The organism is Hylemonella gracilis, from assembly GCF_004328645.1.
GTDB classification, from domain to species: Bacteria; Pseudomonadota; Gammaproteobacteria; order Burkholderiales; family Burkholderiaceae_C; genus Hylemonella; species Hylemonella gracilis_B.
In genome coordinates, this window is record NZ_CP031395.1 from 196,474 (window position 1) to 212,671 (window position 16,198).

General features: G+C 65.5%; 19 protein-coding genes. 3 read left to right on the forward strand and 16 right to left on the reverse strand.

Annotation, left to right across the window (positions count from 1 at the left end):
* Positions 1 to 31: 31 nt before the first annotated feature.
* The gene (gene coxB / locus DW355_RS00910) at positions 32 to 1,216 is read right to left on the reverse strand and encodes a cytochrome c oxidase subunit II (RefSeq protein ID WP_131277124.1); all 1,185 of its coding nucleotides are present in this window, start codon (positions 1,214 to 1,216) and stop codon (positions 32 to 34) included.
* Between the two features lie 143 nt (positions 1,217 to 1,359).
* Positions 1,360 to 2,259, reverse strand: a complete 900-nt coding sequence (locus DW355_RS00915) for a biotin synthase (RefSeq protein ID WP_131277128.1) — start codon at positions 2,257 to 2,259, stop codon at positions 1,360 to 1,362.
* A 64-nt stretch (positions 2,260 to 2,323) separates the two neighbouring features.
* Between DW355_RS00915 and DW355_RS00920 the strand changes: the two genes are divergently transcribed.
* Entirely contained in the window at positions 2,324 to 3,073 is a 750-nt protein-coding gene (locus tag DW355_RS00920) for a phosphoribosyltransferase family protein (protein WP_131277131.1), read from the forward strand.
* Between the two features lie 34 nt (positions 3,074 to 3,107).
* On the forward strand, positions 3,108 to 3,572 hold the full coding sequence (gene trmL / locus DW355_RS00925) for a tRNA (uridine(34)/cytosine(34)/5-carboxymethylaminomethyluridine(34)-2'-O)-methyltransferase TrmL (protein ID WP_131277134.1): 465 nt from the start codon (positions 3,108 to 3,110) through the stop codon (positions 3,570 to 3,572).
* 48 nt (positions 3,573 to 3,620) lie between these two features.
* On the opposite strand, the gene DW355_RS00930 is transcribed toward trmL, so the two are convergent.
* From DW355_RS00930 to DW355_RS00980, 11 genes are all read right to left on the reverse strand, one after another.
* A complete protein-coding gene (locus DW355_RS00930; protein ID WP_131277137.1) occupies positions 3,621 to 4,076 on the reverse strand; it encodes a MaoC family dehydratase in 456 nt (151 codons plus the stop codon).
* Between the two features lie 60 nt (positions 4,077 to 4,136).
* Positions 4,137 to 4,766: a ParA family protein gene (locus DW355_RS00935; protein ID WP_131277140.1), complete on the reverse strand. Its 630-nt coding sequence runs from the start codon at positions 4,764 to 4,766 to the stop codon at positions 4,137 to 4,139.
* 97 nt (positions 4,767 to 4,863) lie between these two features.
* Positions 4,864 to 6,801: a monovalent cation:proton antiporter-2 (CPA2) family protein gene (locus tag DW355_RS00940; RefSeq protein WP_131277143.1), complete on the reverse strand. Its 1,938-nt coding sequence runs from the start codon at positions 6,799 to 6,801 to the stop codon at positions 4,864 to 4,866.
* Entirely contained in the window at positions 6,798 to 7,349 is a 552-nt protein-coding gene (locus tag DW355_RS00945) for an NAD(P)H-dependent oxidoreductase (RefSeq protein WP_131277146.1), read from the reverse strand. The genes DW355_RS00940 and DW355_RS00945 overlap by 4 nt, the downstream gene beginning before the upstream one ends.
* A gap of 97 nt (positions 7,350 to 7,446) precedes the next feature.
* The gene (locus tag DW355_RS00950) at positions 7,447 to 8,037 is read right to left on the reverse strand and encodes a malonic semialdehyde reductase (protein WP_131277149.1); all 591 of its coding nucleotides are present in this window, start codon (positions 8,035 to 8,037) and stop codon (positions 7,447 to 7,449) included.
* A gap of 164 nt (positions 8,038 to 8,201) precedes the next feature.
* Positions 8,202 to 8,501 carry a Dabb family protein gene (locus DW355_RS00955; RefSeq protein ID WP_131277153.1) on the reverse strand — a complete coding sequence of 100 codons (300 nt, stop codon included), beginning with the start codon at positions 8,499 to 8,501 and terminating at the stop codon, positions 8,202 to 8,204.
* A 16-nt stretch (positions 8,502 to 8,517) separates the two neighbouring features.
* Entirely contained in the window at positions 8,518 to 8,823 is a 306-nt protein-coding gene (locus tag DW355_RS00960) for a YciI family protein (RefSeq protein ID WP_131277155.1), read from the reverse strand.
* A gap of 21 nt (positions 8,824 to 8,844) precedes the next feature.
* A complete protein-coding gene (locus DW355_RS00965; RefSeq protein WP_131277158.1) occupies positions 8,845 to 10,167 on the reverse strand; it encodes a TRAP transporter large permease in 1,323 nt (440 codons plus the stop codon).
* Positions 10,160 to 10,750: a TRAP transporter small permease subunit gene (locus DW355_RS00970; protein WP_131277161.1), complete on the reverse strand. Its 591-nt coding sequence runs from the start codon at positions 10,748 to 10,750 to the stop codon at positions 10,160 to 10,162. The genes DW355_RS00965 and DW355_RS00970 overlap by 8 nt, the downstream gene beginning before the upstream one ends.
* A 128-nt stretch (positions 10,751 to 10,878) precedes the next feature.
* Positions 10,879 to 11,976, reverse strand: a complete 1,098-nt coding sequence (locus DW355_RS00975; protein ID WP_131277164.1) for a C4-dicarboxylate TRAP transporter substrate-binding protein — start codon at positions 11,974 to 11,976, stop codon at positions 10,879 to 10,881.
* A 47-nt stretch (positions 11,977 to 12,023) separates the two neighbouring features.
* The gene (locus DW355_RS00980; protein WP_131277167.1) at positions 12,024 to 12,857 is read right to left on the reverse strand and encodes an intradiol ring-cleavage dioxygenase; all 834 of its coding nucleotides are present in this window, start codon (positions 12,855 to 12,857) and stop codon (positions 12,024 to 12,026) included.
* A 131-nt stretch (positions 12,858 to 12,988) separates the two neighbouring features.
* Between DW355_RS00980 and DW355_RS00985 the strand changes: the two genes are divergently transcribed.
* Positions 12,989 to 13,921 carry a LysR family transcriptional regulator gene (locus DW355_RS00985; protein WP_131277169.1) on the forward strand — a complete coding sequence of 311 codons (933 nt, stop codon included), beginning with the start codon at positions 12,989 to 12,991 and terminating at the stop codon, positions 13,919 to 13,921.
* A 102-nt stretch (positions 13,922 to 14,023) separates the two neighbouring features.
* Here the strand turns inward: DW355_RS00985 and DW355_RS00990 are convergent, their stop codons facing one another.
* The 3 genes from DW355_RS00990 to DW355_RS01000 all read right to left on the reverse strand — a co-directional run bounded on the left by DW355_RS00990 (position 14,024) and on the right by DW355_RS01000 (position 16,145).
* Positions 14,024 to 14,452 carry an organic hydroperoxide resistance protein gene (locus DW355_RS00990; protein ID WP_131277172.1) on the reverse strand — a complete coding sequence of 143 codons (429 nt, stop codon included), beginning with the start codon at positions 14,450 to 14,452 and terminating at the stop codon, positions 14,024 to 14,026.
* Positions 14,453 to 14,500: 48 nt separating this feature from the next.
* The gene (locus DW355_RS00995) at positions 14,501 to 14,959 is read right to left on the reverse strand and encodes a MarR family winged helix-turn-helix transcriptional regulator (RefSeq protein ID WP_131277174.1); all 459 of its coding nucleotides are present in this window, start codon (positions 14,957 to 14,959) and stop codon (positions 14,501 to 14,503) included.
* 106 nt (positions 14,960 to 15,065) lie between these two features.
* Positions 15,066 to 16,145, reverse strand: a complete 1,080-nt coding sequence (locus tag DW355_RS01000; RefSeq protein WP_131277177.1) for a maleylacetate reductase — start codon at positions 16,143 to 16,145, stop codon at positions 15,066 to 15,068.
* Positions 16,146 to 16,198: the final 53 nt, after the last annotated feature.

The following is a 16,198-nucleotide window of genomic DNA, read 5'->3' on the forward strand; positions in this document are numbered from 1 at the left end:
CTTCTTCAACTCTTTTATGTTCTAGCGCGGATCAACGCGCGGCCTTCACGTCAGAAGGCTGAACCAGGAAGCCCGTCTTATTCGACCAGGCGTTCTTGGTGTAGGTCACGACGGCCGCAATCTCGGTGTCGCTCAAGGACGACTTCCAGGACGGCATCGCGCCCTTGCCGGCCAGCACGATGGCAAGCTGCTTGGTCTTGTCGGCGTCCAGCACGATGGGCGAGGCGTCGAGCGGCTTGAAAGGACCAGCGCCCTTGCCATTCGCCTGGTGACAGACCGCACAGTTGGCGGTGTAGACCTTTTCGCCACGGGCCACCAAATCGTTCAGCACCCAGACCTTGTTGGGATCATCAGCCTTCGCCGCCATGGCCTTCTTCTCGGCGTCCACCCACTTGGTGTAATCCTCGGCGGAAACCACCTTCACGTGGATGGGCATGTAGGCGTGTTCCTTGCCGCAGAGCTCGGCGCATTGGCCGTAGAAATCGCCCGTTTTTTCAGCGCGGAACCAGGTGTCGCGCACGAAGCCGGGAATCGCGTCCTGCTTGATGCCGAAGGCCGGCACCATGAAGGAGTGGATCACGTCATTGGCGGTGGTGATGATGCGCACCTTCTTGTCGACCGGCACGATCAGCGGCTTGTCCACCTTCAACAGGTAGTCGTCCGTGGGCGGTGGATTGCCAGACTCGGACATCTGACGGTGGCGCACGTCCAGCGTGGAAACGAAGCCCAGGCCCTCGCCTTCGCCCTTGAGGTAGTCGTAGCCCCACTTCCACTGATAGCCGGTGACCTTGATGGTCAGATCGGCATTGCTGGTGTCCTTCTGGGCCACGACGGTCTTGGTCGCGGGCAGGGCCATCAGAATGACGATGATGAAGGGCACGACCGTCCAGGCGATCTCGACGCCGACGGACTCATGGAAATCGGCCGACTTCGCGCCCTTGCTCTTGCGGTGCTTGAAGATCGAATAAAACATCACGCCGAACACGCCGAGGAAGATCACCGTGCAGATGATCAGCATCATCCAGTGCAGCCACTGCTGCTCGGCGGCGATCTTGGTCGCCGCAGGGCCCAGGTTGAGCTGATTGACGGCCGGGCCGCCAGGCAGATCGTTGACGGCCGCGTGAACGGCGGCGAAACCAGCCGTCGCGGCCCAGACTCCCACGGATGCGCCAGCCGCGAGCAACAGTGAAGCCAGTTTGTCTGCAATGCTCTTCATCATGTTCACTTCTTGAAGGTCTTGAATGTTCTCGGATTGCCCGCACTCTAGCGGCAACCGCGCCAACGCGCAGGCCCAAAAAAGCCCGCAGCCTGGCCTGTGGCAATCTGCAACGGCGGATTGTAGCCGAGCCCTTTTGCAGCTCAATCGCGGCGACGCTGTAGTTGAGTGCGCAGCTCATCTACGGAAAGGCGCATTTCAGGCGTGACAGCCAGCCGACGCTCGGGTCGCAGGGCGTGACCGTAGATGATCTCAAAGGTCAAGCGCAATCTGCCGTCCTGGGCAGGGTCGGCCAGACGGCCGAGTTCGGTCAGCAGGCGCTTGCGCCAATCCTTGCCCCGCAAGCCAGGGAAGCGTGCCGGGTGGAGGTTGCGCCCCAGTTCGCGCAGTTCGCGCAGCAGGCGCTCGGGGGAATCGAAGGTCAGCTCGATGCGCTCCATGTCCATCACCGGCTCGGCAAAGCCGCTGGCGACCAGCATGTCGCCCCAGTCATGCATATCGGTGTACTCGTGCGCCGGCGGCGGCCACCCCAGCGCGGTGTAGAGCTGCCGCAATTCACGCAAGGTGTCCGGCCCGAAACAGGAAAACATCAACAGGCCATCGACGTTCAAGCCCGCATGCCATGCCCGCATCAGGGCCAGGGGATCGGCGGCCATGTGCAAGCTCATATTGGCCCAGAGCAGGTCGACGGGGGCGCCCGGTCCCGACGACGACCGAGCCATGGCTTGCCATCGCTTCCACCAGGCAGGGCGCGCGAGGCGCCAGGCCGCGCTGGCCTCCTCGGGCACATCCGCATGCAGAGAGGCCGGCACGCCGGGGTAGCGCCGGGCCAGTTGCTCATGCACGGCAAGGCCGCCACGCACCGGCTCCCAATGCAGCCAGCTGCGCGGCTGGCGCACGATCCAGCCCAGGCGCTCTTCCATTCGTCGCGCCACCTCCTCATGCAACCAGGCCGAGGCGAGGCGCCCTTCAATGACGTGGGGACGCCGTTGCCAGCGCAAGGCGGCGACCGGATCGATCGTCGGGGGATGGGTATCGTTCATAGGCAGCGCGCGAGTATAGAAAGATCAGGCGGGAAGCGTCGCCGCGTCTGCCAAACTCCAGCCCATGTTCCGCGCCCTGTTGTCCCGACTCACCCCTGGCCATCTGCTGCCCAGTCAATGCGCCATCTGCCGTGCCTGGCCCGCCGCGCCCCTGTGCGCGACCTGCCTGCGGCGCTTTGCCTCGCCACGCCCGCGCTGCCGCGCCTGCGCCCTGCCCGTGGCCGAAGGCATGGACGTTTGCGCGGTCTGCCTGCTCTGGCCCCGGTCCGGCGCCGATGCCGACGGCAAGGCACCGCTGGACCAGTTGGACCGCTGCCACGCCGCGGTGGACTACGACTGGCCCTGGAACGATCTGATCAGCCGCTACAAATTCGGCCCCGAGCCAGGCTGGGCATCGACGCTGGCCAGTCTGATGCGCGGCGCCCCCGGAGCCTCCGAGGCTCTGGACGATGCCGACGCCCTGCTGCCCCTGCCCTTGACCCAGGCCCGCCTGCGCGAGCGGGGCTTCAACCAGGCGCTGCACCTCGCACGTGCGCTGGCGCCGCGCAAGACCCGCCTGAACTGGTTGCTGCGGCTGCGTCACGCACCGGACCAGCACAGCCTGCCTCGCGCCGAGCGCCTGCGCAATGTGCAGGACGCCTTCGGTGTGGCCCGCGGCAAGCGACGCCTGATCGAAGGCCAGCGCCTGCTGCTGATCGACGACGTGATGACCACGGGCGCCACCTTGAACGCCGCCGCCGCCGCGCTACGTGCGGCTGGCGCCGCGGAAGTGTCCGCCCTGGTGTTGGCGCGCACGCCTTTGGACGGTTTGTGATCTGTGGATCAGGGAGCCGGCGACAATCCGGCCCATGTTCCGCATCGTCCTGGTCCATCCCGAAATCCCACCCAACACGGGCAATGTCATCCGCCTCGCCGCCAACACTGGCTGCGCGCTGCACCTGATCGAGCCACTGGGTTTCGCGATGGAAGATCGCCTGCTCAAGCGTGCCGGGCTGGATTACCACGAGTACGCAGAGGTGCGCCGCCATGCGGACTGGGAGGCCTTTGTGGCCACGGAACGGCCGGACCCCGAGCGCATGTTCGCCCTGACCACGCGGGGAACGCACCGCGTGCACGACGTGGGGTTTCAGGCCGGTGACTGGCTGGTCTTCGGCTCCGAAACCGCCGGGCTGCCTGCGACAGTGCGGGACAGCTTTGCCCCCTCACAACAACTCAAACTTCCCATGCGCGCCGGTCAACGCAGCCTGAATCTCAGCAACGCCGTGGCGGTAACGGTGTTCGAGGCCTGGCGGCAGAACGGTTTCAGGGAATAAGAAGAAGGCCCGAGGGGTCCGTCACGGCATTGAAACGTCGTGCGCTGCTCATGGATAGCGTCGCACCAGGGCCTGCGCCACGCAGACCGGTTTGTCCGCGCCTTCGCGCTCCACGGTAACGTCCCAGGCCAATTGCAGGCCGCCATGCTCGATGGGCTCGGCGCGCAGCAGCGTCATGCGCGCACGCAGGCGGCTGTTCACGGGCACGGGCGCGGTGAAACGGACCTTGTTGAGTCCGTAGTTCACGCCCATGCCGGATTCGGCGACCTCGAACGCCATCTCGAAAAAGCGGGGCAGCAGCGACAGAGTGAGAAAACCGTGGGCGATCGGCCCGCCGAAGGGGCCGGCGCGGGCACGCTGCTCATCCACATGGATCCACTGATGGTCCCCCGTGGCCTGGGCGAACAAATGGATCTGCTCCTGCGTGAGGGTGAGCCAGTCGCTGACGCCGACCTCCTGCCCCACGCAGGCGGCCAACTCGGCCAGGGTGCGGAATGTTTTCATTGGGCCTCTGTCTCCTGTGAACTGGATCAAGTCAGTCCACTGTAGCGGCGAAGCGCCGCTTCAGGCGTCAAGCCAGCGACACAGCTCGGCCCATTGGACCAGGTCTTTTTCCACGCGACCGGGCGTGACGTCGAACAGCGTCAAGCCTTGGGCGGCCAGATGCACGTAGTTCTGCGTCTCGCGCAGGCAGGCCAGCAAAGGCAGCCCCAGGCTGTCCACGAATCCGCGCAAATGCTCGGCCGCCAGCGTGCGGGCGTGCACGCGCATGCCGACCACGCCCATCTGCAGATTGCGCGGCGCCTGGGCCTTGATTTCGTCCAGAAAGGCCCGGGTCGCGAAGATATCGAACACGCTGGCTTGCAGGGGCACGATGAGCTTGCTGGCATGGGCCAGGGCGTCCTTCAGGCGCGCGCCGGTGAATCCGGCCGGCGTGTCCAGCACCACATGGGTGACGCCCTTGGGCAGCTTGGCCACCTTGCCGATCCCGTTCGCCCCGTCCACCATGTCCCAGCCGACGATGGGCGCCGCCGTGGGTGCGCGCAGACTCAGCCACAGGCGCGAGGACTGCTGGCGATCCGCGTCGCCCAGCATGACCGCATGGCCCCGGCTGGCGTAGTACCCCGCCACCTGGGTGGACAGCGTGGACTTGCCCACGCCTCCCTTGGGATTGGCAATCACAACAATCGGCATCGGGCGCTCCCTGCTGTTGGTGGCCGCCAGCATCGAGGCACCTGGCGGGCTGCGGCGATGTTAGCGCAGCGCGCCGATCTCGCGGCGCGCGCCGCACTCAGGGCCGCTCGTCGTGGGCCCGCCGCTCGCTGGCCTCCCAGTCGTGGCCTTCCTTGCCCCGCTGCGCGGTTTCCTCGCGCAACTGGCGCTCAAGCTCTTCCCGGCTGGTGCGGATGGCCTGGATGTAGTCCTTGAATTCGGCCTTTTCGCGCATGCGGGCGAAGGCATCCACCTGTTTTTCGTTCGCCAGCCGGAAACCATCCGCCATCTCCTTGGCTTCGTAGGCGCCCACGCCCAGTGTCTCCAGAACGTGACGCCCCAGGCGCAAGGAACTCTCATACACCTCGCGCTGCGCCACGTGCGCACCGATCCTGCGCAAGTCGTAGTAATGGGAGACGTCGTAAGCGCGAGCGAACACCTGCAGGTGCGGATAGGCTTGACGGACCCGTTCGACGATGGTCTTGGCGGCTTCCTTGTCGTCCACGGCCACCACCAGCACCTTGGCTTGCGCCGCGCCTGCGGCCTGCAGCAGATCCAGTCGGGTCGCATCGCCGTAATACACGTGAAAGCCGAACTGCCGCATGCTTTCAATGTGCTCGGCGTCGCTGTCCATGATGGTGCTGACGATGCCATTGGCCAGCAGCAGACGACCCACCATCTGGCCGAAGCGACCAAAGCCCGCGATGATGACCGGGCTGTGGTCCATTTCGGTGTCGTAGGCCCGCTCGGGCTCGTTGATGCGCCGGCGTGCGCAGCGAGAGACCCAGCGGCCGTGCGCGATCAGCATCAGCGGCGTGAGCACCATGGACAGGATGATGACCGCCGTGTAGACGGAGTTCACCTCGGCCTCCATCAGCCCCACCGAGGTCGCGGCGGCATACAGCACGAAGGCGAATTCACCGCCCTGGGCCATCAGCACCATGCGCTCCAGCGCCACCTCGTGGCTGGTCTTCACCAGCCGCGCGATCAGGTAGATGGCCGCCGACTTGAGCAACATGTAAGCCACCACGCTACCGAGCACCAACTGCCACTGCGCCGCAATGACAGTGAGGTCCATCGACATGCCGACCGCAAGGAAGAACAGACCCAGCAGCAGGCCCTTGAACGGCTCCACGTCGGCTTCGAGCTGGTGGCGGAAGGACGACTCGGCGAGCATCACCCCGGCGATGAACGCGCCCATGGCCGTCGACAGGCCTCCCAGGTCCATCCACAGGGCCGCCCCCAGCACCACGAGCAGGGCCGCGGCCGTCATGACTTCGCGCGAACGCACGGCGCTCAACAGGACGAACAGCGGGTTCAGCAGCCAGCGCCCCACGGCCAGGAGCACTAAAAAGGCGCCCAGGGCCAGGCCGATGTTGAGCGCGCGCACCTGCCAGCCCAGGGCCACGTGGCCGCCCTCGTGTCCACCGGGCGCGATGAAGGTCACGATGGCCAGCAAGGGCACGATCAGCAGGTCTTCCAGCAGCAGGATGGACACCACCTTCTGCCCCGCCGGGCTGGCCAGTTGCTTGCGCTCGACGAGCATCTGCATGACGATGGCGGTCGACGTCAGCACGAAACCGGTGCCCGCCACCCAGGCCTGCTCCCAATCGAGCCCCCGCCCCAGCCACGCTCCGATCACCACGCCCACGGGCGTCAGCAGCGCCATCGCCAGCCCGACCTGCAACACGCCCAGGCCGAAAATCTGCCGTCGCATCTGCCACAGGTGCGCGGGCCGCATTTCCAGTCCAACGATGAACAGAAACATCACCACGCCCAGTTCCGCCGTCTGCAGGATGGTCGCGGGGTCATGGATCAAGCCCAGCACCGAGGGGCCGATCAGCAGTCCCGCCGCCAGATAGCCCAGCACCGCACCCAGGCCCAGGCGCTTGAACAGGGGCACGGCGATGACGGCGGCCGCCAGCAACGTGACCACCGGCACCAGATTGGGACCATGACTGCCCGCGGCGGTCGATGCGGCGTTGACGGCCTGCTGCGCGGCGACGACGGCGCTCATGCCACCCCCTCCTGCAGCAGTTCGACCAGACGGTCGCGGTAGCCGCGGGCCGCTTGGGCCAGCGTCACCACCTCCAGCTGACCCGTGCCGTAAACCACGTGCGGCTCCAGCCATTCCATGCCGCAGTAGAGGGCGGTCTGGCGTATCGGCGCTCCCATTTCATGGACGGTGTGCTGGTTGTAGCCTTCGGGGCTGTAGGCGCTCTGCGCACCGCCGGCCGTCACGGCCCAGAGCAGGCGCTTGCCTTGCAGGGCACGCGCGCGTTGCCCGGTGGCGTCATGCCCGTAGGCCCAGCCATAGGCCAGCACCTTCTCGAACCAGAGGCTCAGCAGCGCGGGCGTGTGGTACCAGCGCATCGGGTGCTGCAGCACGATGATCCGGCTCTCGGCCAGGGCCGCCTGCTCAGCCGCCACATCGATGTGGAAGTCCGGGTAGAGCGCGTAGAGGTCGCGCGTGCGGACGCCTGGCAGCTCGTCAACCGCCTGCCGCAAGGCCCGGTTGACGCGTGAATGCAGGGGATAGGGATGGGCGTAGATGAGCGTGAGCATGCAGAGGGGATTCTGCATCAAGGCCCATGGGGAAGCCCTCCCCTTGAGGGGAGGGCAGCGAGGGACGCAACAATGCCGCCGCGGGTGTACGCTGCGCTCAGAGCATAGTGCACGCCTGCTCGAAGCTCAGGCGACCGTTGCGCGCGAACTCCTTGCTGTGGTCTGCGTAGCCCAGGTTGAGGATGAAATTGACGCTGCAGCGGCCATCGGGGAAGAATTCGGCGTTGACCTTGGCTGCATCGAACCCCGCCATGGGACCGCAATCCAGGCCCAGGGAACGCGCGGCGAGGATGAAGTACGCGCCACCGAGCACCCCGTTGAGGCTGGCCATCTTGCCGGCCATGGCCGGATTGCCCTCCAGCATCTCCCTGGCGCCCGCGCCGTGCCAGATCTGCGGCATGTGCTCGTAAAACTTGCTGTCGGTCGCCACCAGCACCGTCACCGGCGCGGCACGGGTCTTGTCCACGTTGCCTGCGGCCATCAAAGGCAGCAGGCGGGCCTTGGCCTCGGGCGTGGAGATGAAGACATAGCGCGTCGGCTGGGAGTTCATGGCCGTGGGCGCCATGCGGGCCAATTCATAAACCTGTTTCAGCAGGTCCGGGGCGACCGGCTGATCGAGAAAGCCGTTGGCGGTGCGCGCGGCGAGGAAAAGCTGATTCAGCGCCTGGGAGTCAAGTTGTTTGGACATGGGAAAAATGCAAGTAAGAAAAAACGGGGCTTGATTCTGCGACGTCCGGGCCGGGACTGCCAGCCCGGGGACATTCGCGTTTGGCCACCGCTCAGCCCAGGCTCATCTGTCGGATCAGCAGCTCGTCCTGCAGGGTATTGGCATTGCTCATGGTTGCTCCTTTTTCAAATGAAATAGTCCACCTGATGGCGCGCGATGCGCATATCGCCCAGCGTCTGGCGCAGGCGCAGGTGTTCGGGATGATGGGCGTAGGCGTCCAGCGCGGCCTGGCTTTCGAACTCGCTGTAGAGCACCACGTCGCAGGCGTAATCGACGCGGCTGTTGTCGATGCCGATCTCGATGCACAGCAGGCCCGGAATGCGCCCGCGCAGACTCTCGAAGCCCTGCTTGAGCAAGGCGGCGGCAGCAGCCTTCTGTTCGGGCGTGTCGCCACGCAGGTTCCACATCACGATGTGCTTGATCATGGGGTTCGGCTCGTCCTCAGGAAACAAGCGGGAAACCCGCGCATTGCGGCCACAGGTTCACGAAGGCGTGGACCGCCGTGCTCGCGTACAGCCCCGCCTTCGTGAACGGTTCGTCCGCCAGCCAGGCATGGGCCGCCTCACGGTCGGGAAAGTCGATCACCAGCAGACTGCCCAGCATGGTCTGGCCGTCGTCGTGGACCAAGGGTCCGGCGAAGGCGATGCGTCCAGCCACGGCACTCAGATAGGCCTTGTGCTCCGGACGTACACGCGACCGCAACGCGCCATGGTCGGGTTTATCGATCAGGAAAAAGACAAACAGCATGGATGCAACTCCTGTCCACGACTACAAGCGCGCGAGCCAGGTGGACAGCGAGGGGACGACCACCAGCAAGGCCAGCACCACCACCATGGCCAGCACGAAAGGGAGGACGCCGACGAAGATGTCGCGGATGGAAATGTGGGGGTCGTTGAGCGCGGACTTGACGGTGTAGACCGAGACGCCGAAGGGAGGCGTCAACAGGCCGATCTCGACCGCCACCACGGTGACGACCCCAAACCAGATGAGATCCATGTTGAAGCTCTGGGCCACCGGCAACGCGATGGGCAGCATGATGAGCATGATGGACACCGAGTCGATGATGCAGCCCAGGGCCAACACGATCAGCAGGTAGGCGATCAGGAAGGCCCAGGGCCCCATTTCCAGCGTGGCGATGGCTTGCATCGCGCCACCGGGCATGCCCGTCAACGCCAGCATGCGGCTGTAGAGCATGGCCGAGATGATGAGGAAGAGCACCGAGACCGAGACGTAACCCGTCTCCGTCAGCACATTCCAGAGCTTGCGCCAGCTGAGGCTGCGGCGCAGCAAGGCGATGACAAAGGCGCCGGCCGCGCCCACGGCCCCCGCCTCGGTGGGTGTGAACAGCCCCCCATACAGCCCTCCCAGCACCAGCACGATCAGTAGACAGATGGGCAGGAACTTGAGGCTCGCGCTACGCCAGGTTTCGTTCGACTCGGCCGCATGGCGCGCGGCCAGCGCCGGGTTGTCCAGGATCGCGTTCGGCCGCAGGTAGGCCATACCCACGATCAGCAGCAGAAAGCCCAGGGCCAGCACGATGCCCGGGACGATGCCCGCGATGAACATGCGCCCGATGGACTCTTCGGCCAGGACGCCGTAGACGATCATCAGCAGCGAGGGAGGGATGAGCATGCCCAGCACCGAACTGCCCGCGACGACGCCCACGGCGAAGCGGCGCGTGTAGCCGTGGCGGATCATCTCGGGCACCGCCACCTTGGTGAACACCGAGGCCGAGGCGATGGAAATGCCCGTGATGGCCGCGAACACCGCGTTGGCGCACACGGTCGCCAAACCCAGTCCACCGCGTATGCGGCGCGTCAGCCACTGGAACACGTCGAAGGTATCGCGCCCGATCCCGCTCACGCTGACCAGCATCCCCATCAGCACGAACAGGGGGATCACGCCGAAGAGATAGTCGCGGATCGCGTCGTTGGCCGAGGCCGCGACGAAACGCGCCGCGATCTCGGGCGACTTGATGAGCGCCACGCAGACAAAAGAGGTAACGATGAGCGCCACGCCGATGTGCATGCCGAAGTAAATGGCAGCGAGTATCAGCAGGATGGACAGCAGTCCGACTTGCACGTCACTCATGCCGGGCCTCCTGCTTCGTCACTGCATCCGCCGTCGTGCCCGGGCTCTCCCGGAGGTCCTGCACCGCCAGCAGCAGGTATTGCACGGCGGCCAGCGCGGCGCCCAGCACCACCAGCGCGCGCATGGGCCAGATGGGAAAGGTAAACAGGCCTTCGACACCGAGGAACTCGTCCTCCGTCCAAGATCGCAGTAGGGGCCACCAGCTCGCGTAGGCAATGACCCCGCAGGCGAAGATGCCCGTCGCCGAGAACAGGGCGCGCAGGCGCTTGCCCGCGCGCGGCCGCCGGTCAATGAAGGGGTCGATGAACAGGTCGGCCCGCGACATGCGTCCATGCCGCAGTGTGGCCGGCAATTGCAAGAAAACGATCATCACGATGCTGGTGGCCACCAGCTCGGCCACGCCATCGATGGGCCGGTTGGCCAGGTTGCGCAGCAGCACGTCCGCGCACATCAGCAGCATCACCGCGCCGATCAGCACCGAACCGGCGGCGTTGAGCGCGTCGATCAGGCGGCCGAAGGCACTGTCGGGCGCGCCCGAGGCAGAAGGAGTGGACTCCAGGTCCGTATTGGTTTCGTAAGACAAGTCAAACCTCTAGGCTGTTGGCGCCGCACCCCCAGCCGGGGAACACCGTGGAACCAGCTTCGCCGGGCCACTGGCGTTGCCCCCGGAGAGGTGGCGCAGCGGACAAAGGGCGCGGAGCCTGGGGTGTTTCACAATTCCTTGTCCCAGTCACGCACCGGCTTGACACCGCGCTTGCGCAACTCGCTCATGTAGGTCGAGACGATGTCCTTCGCCGGCCCCTTGCTGGCATTGGCCTTGACCCAGTCCGCCGCCAGGTTGGGCATGGTCTGGACCCACTTGGTCCGCTCGGCGACCGAGAGTTCACTGATCTTGACGGGCGGGTTCTGCTTGGCCCCCACGTCGGCCATGGTCTTGAGCGCGCCTTCGTAGCGCTGCATCAGCGTCTCGCCCAAGGCCTTGGAATACACCTTGCCCACATCCTTGACGATCTGCTGAATTTCCTTCGGCAGCGCGGCATAGCTGTCCTTGTTCATCGCCATGCCACCGATGTAGAGCGCCCCGATGTTGACCGTGGTGATATTGGGGGCCACCTCGTAGATCTTGTTGGGCAGGATGCCGGTGGAGATCGAGATCGCGCCGTCAGACACGCCGCTCTGGATGTCGGTGTAGTAGCTGGTGAGCGAACCGTCCACCGGCACCGCGCCCGAGCCGCGGAGCCACAGACCGATGGAACCCGGCGCGGAGATCTTGCGGCCGCGCAGGTCGGCGTAGGTCTGGACCGGCTGCTTGGTGAACAGGTGGTAGGTGTCCACCCCGGTCGCGCCGAGGAAGACCACGTTGTTGCGTTCCCACTCGCGCTTGAGCGCGGGCACCTTCTCGTTCATCTCGTTGGCCACGTCGAGGATGATGCGCACGTCGTCGGTGGTGAAGGGCGTGACGGTGCCGAACTGTGCCAGCGGCATCTTGGCCGCCTCCAGTTGGTGAAACACCCAGCCGATGTCGGTGACCCCTTGTTCCACGCTGGTCAGCGTGGCGTTCATCTTGTAGAGCTGGCCGCCATAGGCCTCGCGCCACTCGATTTTGTAGCCCTTGCCCAGCGCCTCGACCCGCTTGTTGACCTCGGGCACGAAGAGCGTGCTCATCAAACCCACCCAGGGCAGCACCACGGGATGGCTGGACGCGATGGTGAGCTTGAAGGTCTGTTCGGCGCGGGCTAGGTTGGCGCCACCCATGCCCAGGGTCAGGGCGGCGCAGAACGCGGCCCAGATGAGATAACGTTTTTTCATGGTTTGTCTCCTTCTTGGTTCATCAGGGGGTGGAACGACCGTGGCGGCTATGTCTTCCTGGGGTTCAGCACGAAGTCATAGTCCACGAGGTAGGTGCCATCGGGTTGGGGGTTCCAGTCGGCGATCAGGGACTGGCGCACGCCGAACACGGCATCGGAGTCGAGGTAGGGGTCGTCGCGGCGGAAGACGTGGGTGATCAACGTCTCGTACCCCTCGGCCTCGATCATGAAATGCAGATGGGCCGGGCGCCAGGGATGACGCCGGGTCGCCTCAAGCATCCGCCCCACCGGCCCATCGTGCGGGATCGCATAGGGCACGGCGAGGATGGAGCGGAAGTGGTAACGCCCCTCGGCATCGGCCTGCAGGATGCCGCGCGCCTGCGCATGCTTGATCCCGGCGTGCTGCACGTCGTACAGCCCCTCTTCGTCGGACTGCCAGACATCCAGTCGGGCATGGGGCACGCCCTCGCCGCCGGCACCGCGCACCGTGCCACGCACCAGGCAGGGCACGCCCCGCGCGCCGTTGGAGATGTCTTCGCCCAGCGCGTACTGCGGCGCGCCATCGACGTGGAAAGGCCCGAAAACGGTGGCCTCGGTGCAACCGGCGGGTTTCCTGTTGTTCAAAGCCACCGTCAACATGGACAGGCCCAAGGTGTCGGACAGCAGGATGAACTCCTGCCGCTTGTTGTCCGTGATGTGACCGGTGTCCGTGAGGAACTGGATGCCCTGGAACCACTCTTCCTCCGTCAGGCGCACCTCGCGCGCGAAGGCGTGCAGGTGCTGGACCAGGCTGGTCATGATGTCCTTCAAGCGGCCATCGGGCATGTCGGCGAAACGCCCGAGCACAGCCTGGGTGATGGTGTCTTCGTTGAGGTTGCGCATGCGCGCGGTCTCCTGAGGGTTCTTATGAGATGGGCGCACTCTAAAAGTCCCCGACAATTTGCGAAAGAACACAGACGCAATTGACTTTTGCAGTCAGAGAAAAAGCAGGGGATTACCCGAGGAAGACCGGCGTGGACCGTTTCGCAGAACTTCAGTTATTTGTTCAGGTGGCCGAGACCGGCAGCCTGAGCCGCGCTGCCGATGCGCTGGACCTTTCCAACGCTGCGGCCAGCCGTCATCTGCATGCTCTGGAGGAACGGCTGGGTGCGCGCCTGGTCGAGCGCAACACACGCCGCCTCTACCTCACCGACACCGGGCTGGAGTTCCTCGGCCGCGCGCGCAACCTGCTGGCCGAGCTGCAGGACGCCGAGGACGCCGTCAACGCACGCACGCTCAAGCCCACGGGCACGCTGCGCATCTCGGCCTCGCTTTCTTTCTCGATGCACCACATCGCGCCGCTGTTGCGCGCCTACACCGAGCGCTACCCGCAGGTCAGCGTGCACGTGGAGACGGCCAACCGCTACCTGGACATCATCGACAACAACATCGACGTGGCCATCCGCACCCGCGAGTTCGAACCCGACTCCAACATCACCGTGCGTCGGCTCGCGGGCACGCGCCGCCTGCTGACCGCCTCGCCGCGTTACCTGGCGAAACACGGCCGCCCCCAGACGCCCGAAGACCTGGCGCGGAACCATCAGCTGCTGATCTACACCTACGCCAACAACCCCTACGAGCTGCGCTTCACGCGCGATGGTGTCGAGACGACGGTGCAGGTCAAGGGCTTGGTGGAATCCAACGACGGACAGGTGCTGCGCGCGGCCGCGCTGGACGGCCTGGGCATCCTGATCCTGCCCACGTACATCGTCTACGAAGACATGGTGGCCGGCCGCCTCGTGCCCATGCTGGACGAATGGGACCTGCCCCGCCTCACCGTGAACCTGGCCTACCCCAGCCGCAAGCACCTCTCGGCCAAGGTGCGCACCTTCATCGACTTCATGGCCGAGCACTTTGTCATGCTGAACTACGAACGGAAGTGGACGGGGCATTTCGGGGAGAACTGAATCTTCCGATGCTGTCGTGCCATCGCCCCCAAGCCTGGGGCGCCGGTCCGAGCAGGCGCAAAAAAAGGGCCGTGAGGCCCTTTTCTTGTGGCGTCGCTGGACTCAGACCAGGCGCAGTTCCACCACGATGTTGCCGCGGGTGGCGTTGGAATAGGGGCAGACTTGGTGCGCCGTGTCCACCAGATCCTGCGCCACGGCGCGGTCCAGACCCGGCAGGCTCACGGCCAGGCGGGCAGCGATGCCGAAGCCCTGGGGGATGGGGCCGATGTCCACTTCGGCATCGATCGAGGCATCGGCAGGAACGGCGACCTTCTTCATGCTGGCGACATGCTTGATCGCGCCCATGAAGCAGGCCGAGTAACCGGCGGCGAACAGTTGCTCGGGGTTGGTGGCGCCACCGGCGCCGCCCATGGCCTTGGGCGGAGACAGCTTCACATCCAGCAGGCCATCGTCGGTGGTGGAACGACCTTCGCGGCCGCCCGTGGTGTGGGCCTTGGCGGTGTAGACGACTTTTTCAAGAATGTTGGGCATGGTGAGCTCCTGGTGGTGAAGAAAAGGGACAGGGGAAGAGGAAATCTTTCAGGCCTGCTGGGCCTGCAGGCGATCGCGCAGCTGTTGCACCTGATGGGTGAGGGCCGCAATTTCGCCCAGGGAACACTGCATGGCTTCCAGCATGCAGGCAGGAATGGATTCGGCCTTGGCCTTGAGGCGGCGGCCCGTGGCGGTCAATTGAATGAGCACGCGCCGCTCGTCGGCGGTGTCACGCAGACGGCTGATGTACCCCGCCGACTCCAGCCGCTTGAGCAAAGGTGTCAACGTGCCTGAGTCAAGGTACAGACGCTCCCCGATCTCGGAAACCGTCAGGCCATCGCGCTCCCACAGCACGAGCATCGCCACGTACTGCGGATAGGTCAGGCCCAGCGTATCCAGGTGGGGCTTGTAGGCCTTGGACATGGCATGGGAGGCCGAGTACAGCGCAAAGCACAGTTGGTGGTCCAGCTGCAGCGCCACGTCGGAAGAAAGGCTGGGGTTCGGCATGGGCTGAATTATTGCTTCAAATTAAATTTGACACAATTTAATCAACAAGTACCCCCGATCAACCCAGGGTCTTATCCCGGAGGTGGAACCATGGACCTAAACCCGATCACGTCGGGGGGCGCACGCCCTCCCAGGCGTCCTGGAGCAACTGGCGGATCGCCGCGCGCTCCAGCGGTCGGGGGTTCGGATACTGGTTCTGCAAGGCAATGTCGCACGCCTGGTCCAGGTCCGCGGCCTTCATGCCGATGTCGCGCAGGGCCACGGGTGCGCCGTTCGCACGGGCCAGGTCGTAGACGGCCTGGGCCGCCGAAACACTGCCCGACCCGCTTGCGCCATTCAGGGCCCGTGCAATGCGCCGCATGGCCTCGGGCGCGGCGACACCGTTGTAGGCCAAGGCCTGCGGCAGCACGATGGTGTGCGTCTCGGCATGCGGCAGCTTGAAGCTGCCGCCCAGGGTATGGCAAAGCTTGTGGTGCAAAGCCATGCCCACATGGCCCAGCACCGTGCCGCACAACCACGTGCCATACAGCGCGTCACCTCGCGCCGCGAGGTCCCGTGGGTTGGCCACGATGCACGGCAGCGCGCGGCCGAGGGCGGCGATGCCCTCCTCGGCCATCAGGCTCATGATGGGATTGCCTTCCACCGAGTACAGGCCCTCGGCCGCGTGAGCGATCGCGTTGATGCCACTGGTGACAGACAGGGTCGCGGGCAGGCTGAGCGTGAGCTCGGGGTCGTAGATCACGGTGCGCGGCAGCACGCGCATGTCCTTGCCGGTTTTCTTCAGCCTGCCATCGGTCAGACCGTAAATCGGCGTCATCTCGCTGCCCGCGTAGGTGGTGGGAATGGCCAGGATGGGCAGGCCCGAATCCAGGGCGATGGCCTTGCCCAGGCCCGTGGTCGAGCCGCCGCCGATGGCCACGGCGCAGTCCGCGCCGAGCCGCCTCGCCACCTCGCGAGCCTCGTGTGCAGTTTCCAGCGGCACGTGCATCACGGCGCGATCGAACACGCCCGCGGCGCGCGCGCCCAGCATGTCAACCACCTTCTCGGCCGAGGCCCGCTGCTCGGGCGTGCACAGCACCAGGGCCTTGGTCGCACCCAGTGCTGCGATTTCCTCGCCCAGTTGCGAGAGGGCGCCCGCGCCGAAAACCACGCGCGCGGGCTGGGCCGTGTAGATGAACGAATTCATGCCGCTGCCCCAAGCCCGGCGTCTGCCAGGTCATTTTTCGCGTGCATGGCCAG